General features: G+C 36.6%; 16 protein-coding genes and 1 pseudogene. 8 read left to right on the forward strand and 9 right to left on the reverse strand.

Annotated elements, in window-relative coordinates:
• The first annotated feature begins 1 nt into the window (after position 1).
• Positions 2–346 (forward strand): zinc ribbon domain-containing protein YjdM, encoded by a 345-nt coding sequence (locus tag PFY09_RS18115; RefSeq protein ID WP_076395707.1) that lies wholly within the window; start codon positions 2–4, stop codon positions 344–346.
• A 410-nt stretch (positions 347–756) separates the two neighbouring features.
• On the opposite strand, the gene PFY09_RS18120 is transcribed toward PFY09_RS18115, so the two are convergent.
• Entirely contained in the window at positions 757–1,692 is a 936-nt protein-coding gene (locus tag PFY09_RS18120) for a sulfate/molybdate ABC transporter ATP-binding protein (RefSeq protein WP_271160616.1), read from the reverse strand.
• 85 nt (positions 1,693–1,777) lie between these two features.
• On the opposite strand from PFY09_RS18120, the gene PFY09_RS18125 reads away from it, so the two are divergent.
• The 4 genes and pseudogenes from PFY09_RS18125 to PFY09_RS18140 all read left to right on the forward strand — a co-directional run bounded on the left by PFY09_RS18125 (position 1,778) and on the right by PFY09_RS18140 (position 6,115).
• Complete coding sequence (locus PFY09_RS18125; protein ID WP_271160617.1) at positions 1,778–2,437, forward strand: YceI family protein; 660 nt, start codon at positions 1,778–1,780, stop codon at positions 2,435–2,437.
• Between the two features lie 129 nt (positions 2,438–2,566).
• A pseudogene (gene pheS, locus PFY09_RS18130) lies at positions 2,567–3,577 on the forward strand (phenylalanine--tRNA ligase subunit alpha).
• 178 nt (positions 3,578–3,755) lie between these two features.
• A complete protein-coding gene (locus PFY09_RS18135; RefSeq protein ID WP_271160618.1) occupies positions 3,756–5,474 on the forward strand; it encodes a sensor histidine kinase in 1,719 nt (572 codons plus the stop codon).
• Entirely contained in the window at positions 5,471–6,115 is a 645-nt protein-coding gene (locus tag PFY09_RS18140; protein WP_076395716.1) for a response regulator transcription factor, read from the forward strand. Before PFY09_RS18135 ends, PFY09_RS18140 begins: the two co-directional genes overlap by 4 nt.
• A gap of 633 nt (positions 6,116–6,748) precedes the next feature.
• Here PFY09_RS18140 and PFY09_RS18145 read toward each other — a convergent pair.
• Both PFY09_RS18145 and PFY09_RS18150 read right to left on the reverse strand, forming a co-directional pair.
• Complete coding sequence (locus PFY09_RS18145; protein WP_271160619.1) at positions 6,749–9,172, reverse strand: DUF5916 domain-containing protein; 2,424 nt, start codon at positions 9,170–9,172, stop codon at positions 6,749–6,751.
• 117 nt (positions 9,173–9,289) lie between these two features.
• The gene (locus PFY09_RS18150; protein WP_271160620.1) at positions 9,290–10,060 is read right to left on the reverse strand and encodes a DUF3108 domain-containing protein; all 771 of its coding nucleotides are present in this window, start codon (positions 10,058–10,060) and stop codon (positions 9,290–9,292) included.
• Positions 10,061–10,216: 156 nt separating this feature from the next.
• Between PFY09_RS18150 and PFY09_RS18155 the strand changes: the two genes are divergently transcribed.
• Positions 10,217–11,272 carry an NAD(P)/FAD-dependent oxidoreductase gene (locus PFY09_RS18155; RefSeq protein ID WP_087707623.1) on the forward strand — a complete coding sequence of 352 codons (1,056 nt, stop codon included), beginning with the start codon at positions 10,217–10,219 and terminating at the stop codon, positions 11,270–11,272.
• Positions 11,273–11,333: 61 nt separating this feature from the next.
• Positions 11,334–11,663 carry a 2Fe-2S iron-sulfur cluster-binding family protein gene (locus PFY09_RS18160; protein ID WP_087707626.1) on the forward strand — a complete coding sequence of 110 codons (330 nt, stop codon included), beginning with the start codon at positions 11,334–11,336 and terminating at the stop codon, positions 11,661–11,663.
• A gap of 65 nt (positions 11,664–11,728) precedes the next feature.
• Here the strand turns inward: PFY09_RS18160 and PFY09_RS18165 are convergent, their stop codons facing one another.
• The 6 genes from PFY09_RS18165 to PFY09_RS18190 all read right to left on the reverse strand — a co-directional run bounded on the left by PFY09_RS18165 (position 11,729) and on the right by PFY09_RS18190 (position 17,906).
• The gene (locus PFY09_RS18165; protein ID WP_271160621.1) at positions 11,729–13,879 is read right to left on the reverse strand and encodes a prolyl oligopeptidase family serine peptidase; all 2,151 of its coding nucleotides are present in this window, start codon (positions 13,877–13,879) and stop codon (positions 11,729–11,731) included.
• Positions 13,880–13,923: 44 nt separating this feature from the next.
• A complete protein-coding gene (locus PFY09_RS18170; RefSeq protein ID WP_076395726.1) occupies positions 13,924–14,505 on the reverse strand; it encodes an LOG family protein in 582 nt (193 codons plus the stop codon).
• A gap of 192 nt (positions 14,506–14,697) precedes the next feature.
• Positions 14,698–16,143, reverse strand: coding sequence for an aminoacyl-histidine dipeptidase (locus PFY09_RS18175; protein WP_271160622.1), 1,446 nt, complete (start codon positions 16,141–16,143; stop codon positions 14,698–14,700).
• Positions 16,144–16,227: 84 nt separating this feature from the next.
• On the reverse strand, positions 16,228–16,719 hold the full coding sequence (locus PFY09_RS18180; RefSeq protein WP_271160623.1) for a hypothetical protein: 492 nt from the start codon (positions 16,717–16,719) through the stop codon (positions 16,228–16,230).
• Between the two features lie 95 nt (positions 16,720–16,814).
• On the reverse strand, positions 16,815–17,273 hold the full coding sequence (locus tag PFY09_RS18185; protein ID WP_271160624.1) for a hypothetical protein: 459 nt from the start codon (positions 17,271–17,273) through the stop codon (positions 16,815–16,817).
• A 27-nt stretch (positions 17,274–17,300) separates the two neighbouring features.
• Positions 17,301–17,906 (reverse strand): LURP-one-related/scramblase family protein, encoded by a 606-nt coding sequence (locus tag PFY09_RS18190; protein WP_076395739.1) that lies wholly within the window; start codon positions 17,904–17,906, stop codon positions 17,301–17,303.
• 178 nt (positions 17,907–18,084) lie between these two features.
• Between PFY09_RS18190 and recR the strand changes: the two genes are divergently transcribed.
• Positions 18,085–18,699: a recombination mediator RecR gene (recR, locus tag PFY09_RS18195; protein ID WP_076395741.1), complete on the forward strand. Its 615-nt coding sequence runs from the start codon at positions 18,085–18,087 to the stop codon at positions 18,697–18,699.

Below are 18,699 nucleotides of genomic sequence, written 5' to 3' on the forward strand. Positions count from 1 at the left end.
TATGAGTGATACTGTACTTTGTCCAAAATGCAGCTCCGAGTTTACTTATCCGAGCGATAATATGATGGTTTGTTCCCAGTGTTTCTACGAATGGAATCCCGAAGAAGAAAGCGCAGATGCATCAAATTCAGGGAAAATCTTAGATTCTAACGGAAACGAGCTTCAGGATGGAGATTCTGTGGTGGTTATTAAAGATCTTCCCGTAAAAGGTGCTCCAAAACCTGTAAAAGCAGGAACAAAAGTTAAAAATATCCGTCTGAGACCGGACAGCGATCATAATATCGACTGTAAGATCGATGGTTTCGGTTCTATGGCACTGAAATCTGAATTTGTGAAAAAAGCTTAATTTTTAGGATTTTACTACCAGAAGAAGAAAATAAAGCAATAAAAAAAGGAAAGAATTGGACAGGGTAATCTTTCAAGAGACTGCATTGTTTGCCTAGAATAAACGGATTTCGTCTCAGGAGGCAGAAAGAGAATTAACCAAAAATTTCCTTATGCTGTTTACATACAAATGTAAGAAAAAGTTTTAAACCCAATTCTTACATTTGTGTTTTTTTTATCCACAAATCCACAATAAGTTGTAGAGAATGCGATCGTTACGGGATTTTTTCAGGAGCTGTTTCCAGCTTTCGCTACTCGCTTTTTCTTAGTTTCGGCGGCTGCGAAGCAGCCGCCGAAACTAAGAAAAGAGCTCAGACACGCCGCTCAATCTGGGCTATGATATTCAGCTTCGTCATAAATATTCGTCAGAATTTAACCGAATGAAACAGCGATAGTTCCGTTCAGTTTTTCATCAGAATACAGAATAATTTCTTTGTTTTTTACCCTTACTTTATTCCAGTAATGGTTTCCTGCGAAGCGGCTCTCCAGAACTTCCGCCTCAAAACCGTTTTCAGAGATTTTTATTTCTTTCGGATAATAGGAAAATTTTGAAATCTGAAAATCATGCATTTCACTTTCACTGAAAATATTCACTTCTCCGAAAAGTTTGGCAACGTAAGAATTATAAGGATTTTTAAAAGCTTCTTCCGGATTTCCTTTCTGTACTATTTTTCCGTTTTGCAGCACGATAATTTCATCCAGCCACGGAATAATATCCTGAAGTTCGTGCGTGGAAATTACCAGAGAGATGTTATTCTGCTTTACATATCGGAAAAGCTTTTCCCTCAGTTCAATCTTTCTCGGAAAATCCAGATTGCTGAAAGGTTCATCAAGGATCAGAAGCTTCGGAAGTACGGAAAGTGCTCTTGCGATGGCAACTCTTTGTTGTTGTCCGCCACTCAGATATTTAGGTAAAATAGGAGCAAATTCTTCTAACCCGACAACTTCCAGAAGTTCAGAAACCGTTGCCTTCTTTTTTGCGAGATTAATATTCGAAATAAATTTTCCTACATTTTCAGCAACCGTCGCATAAGGCATCAGATCAAAATTCTGGGCAACAAATTTCATCTCAGCTTCTCCCGGAACCAGATTTCCTTTAGGTCCCTGTAATTTTTTACCGTCAAAAATAATGTCACCGCTTTCCCAGTCCAGCAATCCGTAGATCAGGCTCAGTAAAGTAGATTTTCCGCATCCGCTTTCTCCGGCAAGCGCAATAATTTTACCTCCCTCAAAGCCGAGATTGAGGTTCTGAAACAAGGGTTTTTCTTTAGAATAGGAAAAGTTTAAATGATTTATTTCTAATAGCATATTACAAAAGTAATGAATTGAAATGTTTTTAGGAAAGAACAATATTTTTTATTATTTTAGCGGGAGTAATAAAAATTTATAAATCATGAAGAAAAAGCTGTTTTCGCTGGTTATTCCTGCATTTTTCGCGTTAGCTGCAGTGGTTTCCTGTAAAAAGGAAAAGCCCCTTTCCAGCGATAGCAATGAAGTGGCAACTACAAAAGACGGGGCACAATATGTTGTGGATACCCTTAACAGCAGAGTGGAGTGGAAGGGATATAAAATTTTTAAATCTGAAAACACAAGCCATTTCGGAACCATTAAATTCGAAAGTGGCGATGTTACCGTAAAAGAAGGCAGGCTGGAAAGCGGAAAATTTGTTGCAGATATGGCTTCCTTAACTTCTGAAGATCTGAAAAACGATACCGAAAATCTGAACAAACTTAACGGACATCTGAAAAGCGGGGATTTTTTCGAGGTAGAAAAATTTCCGACGGCTTCGTATGAAATTACCAAAGTAACACCTTCTGCTGAAGGAGATTATAATACTTTACTGGATGGGAATTTAACCATCAAAGGAATTACAAAACCGGTTCAGTTTAAAGCCAATGTTTCCGTGAAGGAAGGTCTGGTGAATATTGCTACAGAACCGAAAGACATTATGAGAGAAGAGTTTGGGGTGAAGTTTCAGGCTCCTGCCGAAAATGGCGTGATAAAAGATGAGGTAACTCTTCAAATCAACGTGAAAGCTTTAGAAAAAAAATAATTTTTTTATTTAAGTGAAATAAGTGATTGAAGTCTGCCTCCCCAAAAGAGGCAGATTTTTTAACATTTTTAAGAAAATTATTCAACTGAAAAACCGTATTTTTGCAAAACATTTTGAAAGGGTAAAACAATGATAGAAAAGATAGAAGAATTACTCGTTGAGGTAAACAGCTTTAATGCTACATCTAAGGAGGAGATCGAAAACTTCCGAATCAAGTATAATGGTAAAAAAGGAATTCTGAATGATTTTTTTGAAAAATTCAAAGAAGTTCCCAACGACCAGAAGAAAGATTTCGGGCAGAAGATCAATACCCTGAAGCAGGCTGTTAACGTGAAACTGGAGGATTTGAAAAATGCTTCTGCATCTTCTATTATCGTAGAAAAAGAAGATCTTACAAGATAAGCGTTTCCTTTGGATCTGGGATCAAGACACCCGATCAATTTAGTGAAAAACAGGATCATCGAAATTTTTAAATCTATCGGTTTTGCTGTGGCAGACGGACCTGAAATCGAGGACGACTGGCATAACTTCACGGCACTGAATCTTCCGGAATATCATCCGGCGAGAGATATGCAGGATACGTTTTTCATCGAGCAGAACCCCGATATTTTATTAAGAACACACACTTCTTCCGTACAGATCCGTTACATGGAAGAAAATAAACCGCCGATCAGGATTTTATCGCCGGGAAGAGTGTTCAGAAACGAAGCGGTTTCTTCACGTTCTCACTGTATTTTCCACCAGATTGAAGGATTATATATTGATGAAAATGTAAGCTTTGCAGATTTGAAGCAGACCATTCAGTTCTTTACGACTGAACTTTTCGGAAAATCAAAAATCAGACTCAGACCTTCTTATTTCCCTTTTACGGAGCCAAGTGCGGAAATTGATGTCTATTGGGGATTAAACTCGGAAACAGATTACAGGATCACGAAAGGAACGGGATGGCTGGAAATCATGGGATGCGGAATGGTAGATCCTGCCGTTTTGAAGAATGTAAACATAGATCCGGAGAAATATTCGGGATATGCTTTCGGGATGGGAATTGAAAGAATTGTAATGCTTCTTTATCAGATGAGCGACATCAGAATGTTCTTTGAAAATGATATCAGAACATTAGAGCAATTCAAAACTTTATAAATATTGAAGTTTAAATAAATTTAAATCCTGTAAAAACTTTATTTACAGGATTTTTTACTATTTTTATGCTAAACTAGTTTAAAAATTTCATATTCGAATGATCGTTTTAATCTTTTGACAGAAATTCTTTTTTAGTTAAAAAACACACTAAAAACACTTACTAATAACACAAACAAAAATGGCTAAGAAATTATTGAATTTTAAAGCGAGGAAAATTATTCATTATTCATTACTCGTTTGTATCCTGCTCATCCAGCTTCTTATCGCAGGCTTTTTCTATAACGAGTTTATATCGAAAAAGAATTTAACTTTTTTTGAAAATCAGCTGAAAGAAGTTCATACTCTGGAAAATCTTACGGACAATTCCCGCGGAGAACTCCTGAATGCACAGAGCTTTCTTCAGAAATATATGGTGAGTAATGACAATACCTATCTCAATTCATATTTTACTTCTCTTAATAAACTGGGTAAAAATCTCGACAGCATCGGACATTACGAAAACAAATATCCGAAGCTTAAAAACGTGTTAACCTCCAAGAAAAAAGATTCTATGGAGATAAAAAAGCTGAAATCTCTGATAGACTCTACCTACGAATATTCTACAAAATCGAACTTCAAAGTAGAAAACAGCCTTCCGAAACTGGAGAAATACAGCGTAAACTACGATTTCGATAAATTTAAAGTAGAAACAAAAACAATCTCCGATACGGTAAAGAAAAAAGGACTTTTCGGACGTTTGGGAGACGCTATTTCTGGAAAAGAAAATGTACGGAAGGAAAGTACAATTATCACGGTAAAACAGGGAAAGGAACCCAATCCCGCCAATATTAAGGCTGAATTCGACAGCATTTTTAATGAAGTTAACAATCATTATAAAGGTGAAATTAAGAAGATTCAGGTAAATTTGGTCAGAAACCAGAACAACAGCGGCAATTTCTATAAAATCTTTAATAATCTTCTCGTTTACAGCAACGGTCTGATGAATATTTATGATGTTGCCATTAAAGATTCGAAAGCAGAACTGGAAAAAGAATACCAAAAACAGAATTCCGAAAGCAACAGAATCAGAAAGAATCTGGTATTCGGTGCGATGATCCTGATGTTCATTGTTTCCGTTTTGATTATGTTCCTGACCAGAATTGCATTTATTTATGAGAAAAAACTGAATGCTGCCAATAAGCAGATCAGTGAAAACCTGAATTTCAAAAACAGAATTTTGGGAATGCTGAGTCATGAACTGAGATCGCCTCTGAAAATTATAGGGTTGTTCATCAACAGAATTAATAAAAGAACGGAGGATGAAAAGGTGAAGGAATATCTGAAATCCATCAGTTTTACCAACGATTCTCTGCTGATGCAGGCAAACCAGATTTTGGAATACACCAAAAATCAGGCGGTTGAAAATAAGCTGATTCCGGTGAAGTTCAATCTTAAAAACGAGATCACTTCAATTCTTACTTCCATTGAACCGTACATTGAAACCAGAAACAACAGATTCATTATTGATGAAAATATAAATCCGGATATCAACGTTTATTCTGATAATAAAAAGATCAACCAGATTTTCATGAATATTCTGGGAAATGCAAATAAATTTACTGAAAACGGACAGATAAAAGTCACTGCAAAAACGCAGCCTGTTGACGAAAATACAATATCTTTGATTACGGAAATCAGCGATACCGGTGTCGGAATTTCCAAATCTGATCTTGAAAAGATATTCGAACCTTATTATCAGGGAGTTTTATCAGAAGATGTGGAAAATCTCGGAGCAGGATTGGGATTGAGTTTATGCAAAGAAATCATTGGTTTGTATGATGGGAATATCTCTGTTTTTAGCGAAGAAGGAAAAGGGACAACCGTACATTTTTCTGTTAATTTAAATATCAGTAAATGAGTGGAATAAATTCAGGATCTGTAAGATTTTTGCTTGCGGATGATCATAGCCTGATAAGACAGGGAATTGTTTTTCTTCTGGAAGATATGGATTGGGAGAGTGAGATTTTTCACGCTTCCAATCTGCAGCAGCTTATGATTTCCATACAGGAACAACCTGTGGATATTGCGATTATAGATGCCCATTTTCCTGATGGAAACAGCATTACTGTTGTTCCGGAGATTAAAAAGATGAGTCCGAAAACCAAGATTCTCATTTTTACAGGAATTGAAGAAAGCGCCCATTCTTTAAAATTCTTAAACGCGGGAGCTGACGGATTTTTAAGCAAGCTGAGCGAGGAAGAGGAGATTGCAGAAGCGATTAAGAAAATGTACAGCCATGGAAGTTATATTTCTGAGGTTACACAGGCTTTGTTGAGAAACTCCATAAGCAACCCGACACTCATTAATCCTTTGTTGTCTTTAACGGAAAGGGAACTCCAGATTGCGGAAATGTACGCGGAAGGTCTTGGAAATCTGGAAATAGCCAACCGGCTTGATATTAAACAGAATACGGTAAGTACACTCAAAAAAAGAATTTTCGACAAACTTAAAATTGAAAATATTGTAGAACTTATCGAAGTGATGAAAAATCATTACTAAACTTTAAAATACATTTTAAAATTGAAATCATGAAATTGCAATATTTCATGATTTTTTTTATTAAAATGATTAATTTTTCGATAAAGTATTGAATTGTTTATTGTTGTAGATAAATATCTACAAGCTTAGCGATATATATCTAAAGGATTTATTAGAATTATATACCACAATGTGCCTACATTTGTATCAACAAAAGCAAACAATTATTAACCGATAGTTAAAAGTGATTTTTGATTCTGAAAACACAAATGATGAAAAAAAATTATTTCAGAATCAAAGATTTAAAGCACAAATGATAATATTTGTATCGGGATTGCAGAGCAGAAATGCTCTGTAACAGATACTAAAAAAGGTAGCAAAGGTTAGAAAGCAGCCTAAAAAAACACACACAATGAAAATCAAGCCTCCGAAATTTCGGAGGCTTGACGTTTTTAATTACTGACCTAAGAAACAAAACGTAATTAAAAACAAGATTCTATTGAAAATTTACTACGGTTCTATTTACAGAATGGTTAAACTTCTTTATTCTTTATGATTGTCTTTTGAGATTTTTGACATTGTTGAACTTTCGGTTTCCAGTTAATTTTTAAATTAGTTTTATTAGATTTTAAAAAAATCAATCTAACTTAACGGTTAACTTTTTTTCTTCGTCCAGCTTTTTATCCTGTTGTAATCAATGAAATACGTTAACTTTAGAGAAATATTATTCACAGTAGGTTCACTGAAAAGCATATCATAGTTTTTCTTCACATTCAGCTTCGAAAATTCAAGATAATTGGAAGTTGCGTTTCTGTATAATAAAGTAAGCTGGCTTCCCGGAGCAAACCACCACGAAAATCTCAGATCCACATTCCATGCATTGTAGGTTCCGTTCAGGTTTTTGTCAAAAGCATTTGTCTCTGCAAGACTTCCGTCCTGATTCAGCGTATAAAACTGTTTGTACGTAACATCTGAAAAATAATGTCTGAATGTCAATGTAAGAGCCATTTTTTCGTTAAAAGTATATTTTGAGGTCAGTACATTTTCGTAGGTATTTCTCTGTCTTCTTCCTATGAAAATATCAGTACTGTTTTTTCCGGCAAAACCTGTTTCATTATTGCTGAAACTCGGATTAAAGCCCCAGTTTACATTAAATTTGTCTGAAAAACGGTAGCGCAGTCCAAAATTGGTAAGTACCTGATTTCTTCCTTTTTCATCATATGCATAATAATCGAAACTGAAATTAAGCTGTAATTTCTTTCGGCTGTCGCTTTCAAACCAAATCCACGAATCGAAATATTTAGGAACCTGAAGATGTCTCCCAAAAGTTCTCGGCTCGTAAATATCATTCTGGGTAAAAGGTGTAAACTCTATTCCTCCCCCGAAAACCCTGAAGTTTTTATCCGTAAAACTGTTATTGTTATTAAAAATCAGATTCTGAAAAATAAAAGGTTCCAGTCTGTGAAAATAATTCAGGTTGAAATTCAGATACATATTGTTGAACGTTTTCGTAGGCTGCAAAATTCTGTAACCGTACCAGGCGTTGTAATTTCCGAAATTCGTTCTTGTCGAAAATCCTACATCGTTGATGTCCCAGTCTTTTGTAGTGACATTTCCGTTGATATTAAAACGGTTTTTCCCTGAAATTTTTGCAAAGCCAAGCTCACCTTTAGTCCCGAATTTGGTTTCACCATCCATCACCCAGCTTCCTTTTAAACTTCCGAAAGTATTGTAAGTATTTTTTTTGTTGTTGATATCCCAGAGAATTCCCGTTGCATTGGCATCGCGGAAATCTCCGTTTCGGGTAACGTTGGTATTTACCAAAGAGACAGAAGAATTTCCGTTGAATCGCTGATCAAAAACCAGAACATTGTAATTCGTCCACGGTTCTACAACCTCTCTTCTCACTTCCCCGGTTTCATGGTTTAAAATCGTAGCTTCCATTTTTTGCGTTATTCCGTTAAAAAAACCTATTCCCAATCCTTTTTTTGTTCTTCCAGAAATTTTAAAAGCATTGAATAATTTTACCTTTGAAGGATATTCCGTTACCTCTTCATTGTCATTGGTTGCAGGATATCTCGAAGGTTCCCCGCCAATTCTTCTTGAATAGAACATTCCACCTTTACTGAATAATTCGGTTCCTTCTGTAAAGAATGTTCTCTGTTCGGAAAACTGCTGTTCAAACGGGGTTAAATTTAAAATCGAATTATCAAAATTTGCCTGTCCGAAATCCGGAATCAGAGTCATATCGAAGGTAAAAGCATCATTAATACCGTATTTTACGTCCATTCCGCCGTTGATATTGGCGGTTGTTTTTCCGTCGAAACTGTTGACGTACGTGGAAAAATAAGGCGTGAAAGACAATCGGGTAGGAGGATTGATGTTTTCAATTCCTTTTAAAACACCATCGAATAATGTGTAAGAATTTTTTGCATTATCCACAAAATTCCAGTCATAGGAAGCTTTGATCCGCTGAATCCTGCGGAACATATTCATTCCCCATTCCTGAACATTACTTTTTGGAAATCTCAATTCAGAATAAGGGATTTTCATTTCTACCGCCCATCCTTTTTCGTTGATTTTTGCACCGCTGTACCAGATGGAATTCCAAGTGTCATCTTCTCCGTCCGTCGTAATTTTTGCATCAAACTGAACGCCGGCTGCGGTTACCATAAATTCCAGACTCTGCTGCTTGTCGTTGTACCCGTTTAAAGTAACTCCAAAGAAATCATCATTTCCTACGCCGTCTCTTTCTGTGAGTTCTTTGGCAATTTTATGAGGAGTAGGATCGTACATCTGGGCTCCGAAATAAATTCCTGTATCATCATATAAAATTCTGACTTCCGTTCTGATAGAATCTGCCTGAAGTTTTCCGTTGTTGGGCTCTCTTTCTATAAAACCGGTAGCAACAGGAGCATTCCGCCATTCTGCATCATCCAGAATTCCGTCTATTTTGGGAGATGATGAGGTTTTTGTGATGACGATGTTTTTTCTGACAATCTGCGCATCTTCCTTTTTCTGAGAATAGGTGAGTATGGAAGATAAAGTAAGGCAAATTGCCAGGATCTGAGTTTTCATAGTTCAGTTCTTAATGTTTTAAAGAAGACAACCGAAATCTGAAATCTATTACATCACAAAACAAAAAAATGTCTGCAAAATTTGCAGACACCTTATTTCTAATGATTTACAATGAATTTATTTTGTAAACTTTAAAGGATATTTTACATTTTTATATCCGTCGATACTTGCTTTTAATGATCCGACTGCCAATTCAGCTTTCAATAAAATAGGGATATGGTTGGCGTCGTTGGAAACCCACATCGTTACTCCTTCTTTCTCTTTAAAAACCCTTCCGCTTTTCACAGACGGAATAATTTTTAAACAGTTAATTGTCCCGAATTTGGTATCCAGATTTTCAGTTCCTACCACTTTTAGCTGAAAAGGAAACATTTCATCATCAATCCATACATTCATGTTGATTACTGTTCCGGTTTTCAGTTCAGTGGCAGTTTTACTTCTTAAATAATAGAAGCAGGAAAGCATATCCTGAACTCCTTTTACAGATTTTATTACTTTCGATCCGTTTGCCGGCGTTTTCTTATCCGTTAAAACCAATGTATTGTTGTCGTGGTTGAAGGTTGTTTCCAGATGCTGTCTGTAGCTTCCTTCCCGCACGTTTCTTACATAAAAGCTCGGAAGTTCAGTCTGCATATTGATGTAGCTTTCATAAAAATCTTCTACCTTAAAAAACGCTCTTACTGCTCCCGTTGTCTGTCCCGTTCCTCTTACATGAAGATGCGGAGCTCCTTTGAACGTAGTTTTCTGTGCCGTAAGATTAGCGGTACCCGCATTCAGAAATCCGTAATGGATTCTCAGCGTAATAGACTCTCCGTCTGCAATATTATCAATCTGTCCAAATCCCAGAATGAATATAAATATCGAAATAACACTTAAAAATTTCTTCATAATTAAAATTTTACAAAAACATTGCCAAATTCAATAACTTTAAAATATGAAATATATTTGACAAATCTCAGTTTTTTATTTAGACTGAATTAAATATGCTTCGCATTAAAATTAGTAAATTTGCGCTCACAAGTATAATTAAATTATCTTATAATTATGATAACGACGGATATATTGATCATAGGAGCCGGTCCCACAGGACTTTTTGCTGTATTTGAAGCAGGTTTATTAAAAATGAAGTGCCATATTATTGATGCACTTCCTCAACCGGGAGGACAGTTGGCTGAGCTTTATCCTAAAAAGCCTATTTTCGATATTCCGGGATATCCTTCTGTAAATGCGGGAGAGCTTGTGGATAATTTGATGGAGCAGATCAAGCAGTTTCAGCCGGGATTCACTTTGGGAGAGACTGCAGTTTCTTACACAAAAGTGGATGACGAATGGTTTGAAGTCATTACGAACAAAGGAACGGTTCACAGAGCGAAAGCGATTGCTATTGCAGGAGGTTTAGGAACTTTCGAGCCAAGAAAACCTACCATTGAAAACGTAGCCGATTACGAAGAAAAAGGTCTTGAATATTTCGTAAAAGAACCTGAACATTTCAGAAATAAAAAAGTAGTGATTGCCGGAGGAGGAGATTCTGCACTGGACTGGAGTATTTTCTTATCTAATGTAGCGAGTGAAGTTACGTTGATCCACAGAAGAAACGAATTCCGTGGCGCTTTGGATTCTGTAGAAAAAGTTCAGGATCTTAAAAATCAGGGTAAAATTAAATTAATTACTCCTGCAGAAGTTACAGCAATTAAAGGTGACGGAAAAGTAGAAGCGATTACAGTGGCAATTGACGGACAGGATCCTTACGATATTGAAACAGATTATTTTATTCCGTTATTCGGTTTAACACCAAAATTGGGAGAAATCGGAAACTGGGGACTGAATATTGAGAAAAATGCAATCGTTGTAAACAATGCTTTGGATTATCAGACGAACATCGACGGAATTTACGCGATCGGGGATATCAATACTTATCCGGGGAAATTAAAGCTGATTCTTTGCGGGTTCCATGAAGCGACTTTAATGTGTCAGAGTGTTTACAACAGACTGAATCCGGGTAAAAAATTCGTTCTGAAATATACAACGGTAAGCGGCGTAGACGGATTCGACGGAAGCAGAAAAGAGGCTGAAAAGGCAGTTGTGAAAAAAATTGACTAATTTTGTTGTCTGTTGTTGAATATCATTACATCAACAATCAACTATTAACGATCAACAAAAGATGAGCGATATTAATATAAAAATTACCGATAGGGAAGGAGTTACGCACGATGTTGTTGCGCCAACGGATATGTCTATGAATCTGATGGAAATCATCCGTTCTTATGAACTGGCGGAAGAAGGAACCATCGGAGTTTGCGGAGGAATGGCTATGTGTGCTTCGTGTCAGGTTTACGTGACCAACGATCCGGGACTTGATGAAATGGGCGCAGAAGAAGATGCCATGTTGGGTGAAGCATTCCATGTACAGGAAAACAGCAGACTGGGATGTCAACTGCATATCGTTCCTGAAATGGAAGGTCTGGAAGTGGAGATCGCTCCTTATCCTTAGAAAGATTTTAACTTACCATAAAATAAAAGCCTCCCGAAGATTTTCTTCGGGAGGCTTTGTTTCTATTATTTTACAGGCTGAAATTTTGGATGTCCCACCTGCCACAAAGCAAATGAATAAATATCGGCGTACTCTTTAAAAATAACATCGAAATCACTTGTGAAATGTCCGTTTTCATAGTTTACATACAGCAAAACAGGTTTTTCTGAGGCGGAATCTTTTTGCAGTATGGCTGCAAATTTTCCCGGCTCCCAAGGTTCAACTCTGGAGTCGTTCATTCCGGTGCGGATGATTACAGCGGGATACTTTACTCCCTCTTTTACTTTACTCTGGGCATCCATTTCAAGGAGGTTTTTGGTGTCTTCTTCATTCTTTAAAGTTCCTATTTCCGGAATCTGATTGGGACCATTAGGGGTAATCTCAGAACGTAAGGCATTGGTCATTCCCACTTCTGCTATAGCTACAGCATACAGATCAGGTCTTTCCGTTATGGCTCTTCCAATGAGTACTCCGCCCATACTTACGCCATTTCCTATGAGTTTTGAAGATGAAGTATATTTTTGGGAGATCAGGTATTCCGAACATGCAATAAAATCTTTCCATGTATTCGGTTTTTTTGCTTTCATACCGTCTTTATGCCAGTTTTCACCTTTTTCACCTCCTCCTCTTACATGGGCTATTGCCAATACGACGCCCTGTTCCAAAAGTACGGAAAGTCTTGTTGAGAAACGGGGCTCATATGAAAATCCATAACCGCCATAACCTGTAATATAAGCAGGATTACTGCCGTCCATTTTTATATTTTTAGGATAAATAACAGATAGCGGAACCATAACGCCGTCGTGGCTTTTTACTTCCACCTCTTTTACGTTGTAAAGTGTGCTGTAATCCGGATATTTTGTTTCTGAATTAAGGTATTTACTTTTTACGATATCTCCTTTTTCAGGGTTGTATTCGTAGGTCGTTAATGGAGTCAGCCAGTTAACGTTGTTACAGAATATGTTGTCATTTTCTCTTTGGTTGAGAGATAATGAACTGTTAACTCCGGTTGGAAAATCAATTTTTTTTCCGGCAAGCGTATTGATATTGACCTGATATTTATCTCTTACAATACCGTCTCCTAATGAATAATAAAGATAGTTTTTAGAATTATGAATACTTATGATTACTTTATCCTTGTTTTCCGCAACTACTGTGGTGGCTTTATCAGGGGCAGGATTTGATAAGCTTGTGAGAGTGATTTTATAATTTGGAGCATCTTTATGAGTCAGCAGAAACAATTTGTCGCCGGAAATAAATACATCAGTAATGTCGTCTGATGGTTTTACGATTTGTCTCCAGTTTATTTTTTTGTTTTTTAATTCAGAAAAAGGTGCAACAAAAATCGGACTTTCAGATTTTACAGAACTTAATCTTAAAACAATATTTTTATAGTCATCGGTAAAATAAATTGAGGGAAATTGCTCTGTTAAAGCATTCAGTTCCGGATAATCTTCTCTGGATGCTAATACCTTGTCAGCTTTTGTGTCGGTTCCAATCACATGAAGCATTGCTTTCATGTCTTTTAGAAGCATATTGCTGCTTGGATCTGCGGTACTCATTTTTGTATAAAGAAGAGCCTTATCGTCGGGAGTAAATTCAAAAGCAAATTCACTCCAGATAGGACCGATTTCATCCTTTAAAAATTTCTTGGTGGCAAGATCAAAAATTCTTAAGTTGCAGATTTCCCCACCTGCTTTTGACAGTAAGATGGCAATTTTCCCTGCTTTCGAGTCAAGTACAAAATTGGTGATTTGTGTATTTTTGCCAAGCGTTTCAGGATCAAAAATCAGCGATTCTTTTCCTGTTGCAAGATCTCTTGAATAAAGCTTAGAAAGGTTTTCGCTTTTTTTAGTCTTTGTATAAAAATAAGTGTTTCCTCTTTGATAGATGACGTCGAAAGAATCACCGTTCATTTCCTGTACTTCTTTCATGCGTCTGTAAAGATCTTCACGGTGCGGAATTTTATCAATCACGGTATGGCTGAAATCAGACTGAGATTTGAACCATTTTTTTACTTCCGGATTTTTGATGTCTTCCAGCCATCTGTAATGATCTGTGATTTTTGTACCGAAATAATCATCCACCACCGCTTTTTCAGGAGTTGCAGGATAATTGTACTGTGCGGATATTATTTGACTTAAAAATAATCCTGCTGAAAGAAATATATTTTTCATGGCTGTATTTTTTTTGACAATTAAAAGTCTGTAATGTAAATATACTAAACTTCCTCCCTAGAAATCCATTTTCCAACATTCGGAGCCTGATAATTTTTCATCATTTCCAGTAATTCTTCAATATTTTCACAGATTAAAAGCATCTCACGGTTAATCTGCTTTAAAAATCCTTTTTCCACCATTGTTTCCACCAGTCTGATCAGATCGTCATAAAATCCGTTGATGTTTAAAATTCCAATTGGTTTTTTATGAAGTCCCAGTTGCGCCCAGGTTATCATTTCAAAAAATTCTTCCATTGTTCCGTAACCTCCCGGAAGAACAATAACGCCGTCGCAAAGTTCATTCATTTTGGTTTTTCGCTCATGCATGGTTTCCACCAGAATTAATTCTGTCAATTGTTTGTGGGCAATTTCTTTGGACTGTAAAAAGCGGGGAAGGACGCCGGTTACTTTTCCGCCTTCATTCAGTGCTCCGTCTGCAACAGCGCCCATTAAACCAACATCTGCGCCGCCGTAAATAAGCTGAATTTTTTGTTTTGCCAGAGTTTCACCAAGCAAAGCTGCCTGTTCTTTGTAAATAGATGCAGAACCGAAGCTGGATCCGCAGAATACGGTGATGCTTTTCATATGATTTCAATTTTTATGAACCATTAAGGTAAATTAAGCAATTAAGTTTCATTAAGATTAATCATTCTGATTTAATTAGTAAAACAAATTATACTTAATATTCTTAACAGCTTAAATGAATCTTAATGGTTTAAACAAAAAATATCCAAAATCAAAACGACTTTGGATATTCAATATAGCAATTTTACAATTTTATTTCTGAGGAATGTTGGCTAAAATATCTTTCAGGAAACTCCAGAATTTCTGTGCCGAAGGAATATTTGCCTTTTCATCCGGAGAGTGTGCCCCACGAATGGTCGGTCCGAAACTTACCATTTCCATTTCAGGATAATTGGCTCCGATGATTCCGCATTCCAGACCTGCGTGACAGGCTACCACGTGAGGTTTTTCAGTGAATTTCTCCACGTAGATTTTTTCCATCAATTGAACGATTTCAGAACCCGGTTTTGGTTTCCATCCCGGATAAGAACCGCTGAAAACGGTATTCATTCCGGCAAGTTCAGCAACCGATTTTAACTGTTCAGCCACCGAATCTTTAGATGATTCTACAGATGATCTGGAAAGATTTAAAATTTTTAATGCACCGTGTTTTAATTCAACTCTTGCGACGTTATTGGAAGATTCTACCAGATCTTTTACATCCGGACTCATTCTGTACACTCCGTTATGAAGAGATTTCAATGTTAAAATAATCTTTCTGGAATCTGCTTCCGAAATCGCTTTCTCTGAAGTTGTCGTGTTTTCGATATTGATCTGAAGACCGGCTTCAATGCTTGCAAACTCGTCTAAAATTTCTTTTTTAAGTCCGTTCGTCACTTCTTCGATAAATTCCTGAGCATTTCTTACGGAAGCAACAGCAACGGCTTCTCTCGGGATAGCATTTCTCAATCCGCCTCCGTCAATAGAAATCAGCTGAATGTTTTCTTTTTCCAAAGCCTTATAGAGAAGTCTTCCCAAAATAACATTTGCATTTCCGAAGCCTTTGTGAATATCCATTCCGGAATGACCGCCTTGAAGTCCTTTCACTTCAAATCTTACAATTTGTCCTTTTGCGTCTTCAGTTTCGTAGTTTTGAGAGATCGTTACATCAATTCCTCCGGCGCAGCCGATATCGATTTCATCGTCTTCTTCGGTATCAAGATTCAGAAGGATATCTCCGGTTAACTGTTCTGGTTTCAGACCTAAAGCTCCTGTCATTCCTGTTTCTTCATCAATGGTGAAAAGTGCCTCCAAAGCAGGATGCGGAATATCTGAACTTTCCAGAATAGACATGATCGTCGCTACTCCTAAACCATTGTCGGCTCCCAGAGTGGTTCCTTTTGCTTTTACCCAGTCTCCATCGATTTCCATTTTGATTCCTTCTGTTTCAAAATCAAAATTTACATCATTGTTTTTTTGGCAAACCATATCCAGATGCGATTGCAGAACCACAGATTTGCGGTTTTCCATTCCCGCTGTTGCCGGTTTTTTGATGATCACGTTTCCTACTTCATCTACCGTGGTTTCCAGTCCTAAGTTTTCACCGAATTCTCTGATGAATGCAATTACTTTTTCTTCTTTTTTTGAGGGTCTCGGAACCGCATTTAATTTGGAGAAATTTTTCCAGATAATCTGCGGTTCTATATTAGATAGCTCCATGAAATTTATTTTTATCAAAATTACGAAATAAAAAATGCTTCCGATCATTCAGAAGCATTCTTTTTTATTGTTTTAAATGTATTTTCAGCATCCGCATTCTCCGTAAACAGGTAGGGTAACAACCGTTCCGTCCGGTTTTTCAATCGTAAGCGTACCTTCAAAAAGTAAAGCTTCTTCTCCTTTTATTTTTTTACCTTTTACCGAGATTTTATAGTCGTCGCTTTCAATTTCTTTGCTCAGTTCTTCGTCTACTTCCATATCACTTGAAGAGATCAGGTTCATGGCGAGTCTTTTTCCGTCCAGCTTCATGTAGGCTGTTTTTCCGGCATCATCTGCATAAATATATTTTTCGTTTTCAAAATCCGACTTGCTTTTGGCAAAATAGCATGAACATTCCTTAATTTCTTTCGGAAAAGGAAATGGATCAACGGCAATGCCTGTTTTCTGGGCATCTGTTTTTACAGAATCCTGAACTACCGTTACAGAATCTTTTTTTGCCGAATCGGAAACTGTTTCTTTATCCTTTTTGCACGCAACCAGAAGGAAAGCCGAAAAGAAAATGATTACATATTTCATCGTGTATTATTTAATTTAACCTAAAAATTTTCGAAACTTAAAGGTATGAAAAATTTAATTTATTGATTTTTCTGATAAAGTTTGACCGTTTAAAATCATTCATATCTCATTCTGAATTCATCAATTTTATTCAGAATGATGTTTGTCCAGTCTCCTTCATCCGGTGAAATGATGATGGTTTTAAATCCGAATTTTTTTCCTTCCATTTCAACTCCGGCAGAATCATCAATATGAATATCAATGCCAAATTCCGGAGGAAATTTAGAAATATTTTTGCCTTTCTTTTTTACTTTTCTGTCGTGCAATTGCTGATTGATGATAAAATCAACCGGAATACTGTAAGATAGAAACATCAGCTTAATTTTTAAGATACTCCTGTAAGAAGTAGTATAAATATAAATTGTATGTTTTCTGTCTCTTAATGCTTTAAACAAGGCAACTGTTCCGGATCGAATCCTTTCGCATCCGGTAATTTTAGCCCAAAAAGTCTCTTTTTCTAAAGGAAATCTATGGTTGGAAATAATGGTATCATCTAAATCAAAAGATATTTTCATAGATTGAAAACTGCGGAAATTCTGAGGCTATCCTCTCGCTCTTTCAAGCAGCGTCATCATAAGCAATGAAAGAATGACCAGGCTTTCTTCTTCGTCATCTATATCAACCAGTCTGTCCAGTTGAAATCTTCTTCCGAAGAAAGACGGCATTTTTTTCAGTTTAAAATAAGCTTTTCCGTCTATTCCGGCTACGGTATAGGAAGGATTTAAGAAATATCCGGTAAACATTCCGATCACAGGGATTTCGCTCACCATTCCGTCCAGAAACTTTGTCCATGCGTTGTCTTCTGTGATGGTAAATCTCTCTTTATCGTTACTGTCCAGAACGTTGTAAGTCGATTTCCAGAAAGAACGCATCCCTTTTCTCGCAAGTCTTCCAAAGCTTCTTCCTGTCGCTATTTCAGTTAAAGAATAAGAGGCATTAAAATCAAGCCATCGATCGGCTTTGATTCTGAAAAGTTCTTTAGACTTGCTTTCATCATTAAAAATGATAACGTCTTCTTTCAGTTTGAACATTTTCTGACGCACATAAGCGACGTAATTTCCGTTTTTGTCTGTAATATTGAAATCACTTGCCAGTGTTGAAATTTTAAATTTAAAATCCAGTGGATAGTTTAAATTGTTAAGAACCATTGAGTTTTATTTTTTTAAGTTAATATTTAGATGATCAAATATAAGGTTTTTAATCTGAGCTTAGAAAACGGAACTGTGGAAATGGAGGATTATTAAAAAGATTTAAAATTTATTTTTAGACTCTTAACATAAAAACAACAGGTAGTAAACTGTCAACAATTATCATTATTTTTGTTCTATGGATTACCCGAGTAAAGTTTTAGCGAAAGCAGTGGATGAAATTGCCGGATTACCCGGTATCGGAAGAAAAACGGCTTTGCGTTTGGCATTACATTTATTGAAACAGCCCAATTCCAGAGCAACAAGTCTTGGAAATTCCCTCATTAATCTCGTGAACGAAATAAAATACTGCAAAGAATGTCACAATTTTTCAGATTTTGAGATTTGTGAGATTTGCAGCAACGAGAAGCGAAATGATGAGGTGATCTGTATTGTGGAAGATGTACGCGATGTAATTGCTATTGAGAATACGGGAAAATACACAGGGAAATATCTAATTCTGGGGGGTAAAATCTCTCCGATGGAAGGAGTAGGACCCAATCAGCTAAACATTCCGAGCATCGAAAAAAAACTGAATGACGGAAAGGTGAAGGAGTTTATTTTTGCTTTAAGCGCAACGATGGAAGGTGACACCACGGCATATTACATTTACAAAAAGTTTAAAAATTTTGAGGTAAACTTTTCCAGCATAGCAAGAGGAATTTCTGTAGGAGATGAGCTGGAATACGCAGATGAAATTTCTCTGGGAAGATCGATTATGAACAGATTGCCTTATAACGAAGGAAATTCTTAA

The organism is Chryseobacterium gambrini, from assembly GCF_027920505.1.
In the GTDB taxonomy this organism is placed as follows: Bacteria; Bacteroidota; Bacteroidia; order Flavobacteriales; family Weeksellaceae; genus Chryseobacterium; species Chryseobacterium gambrini.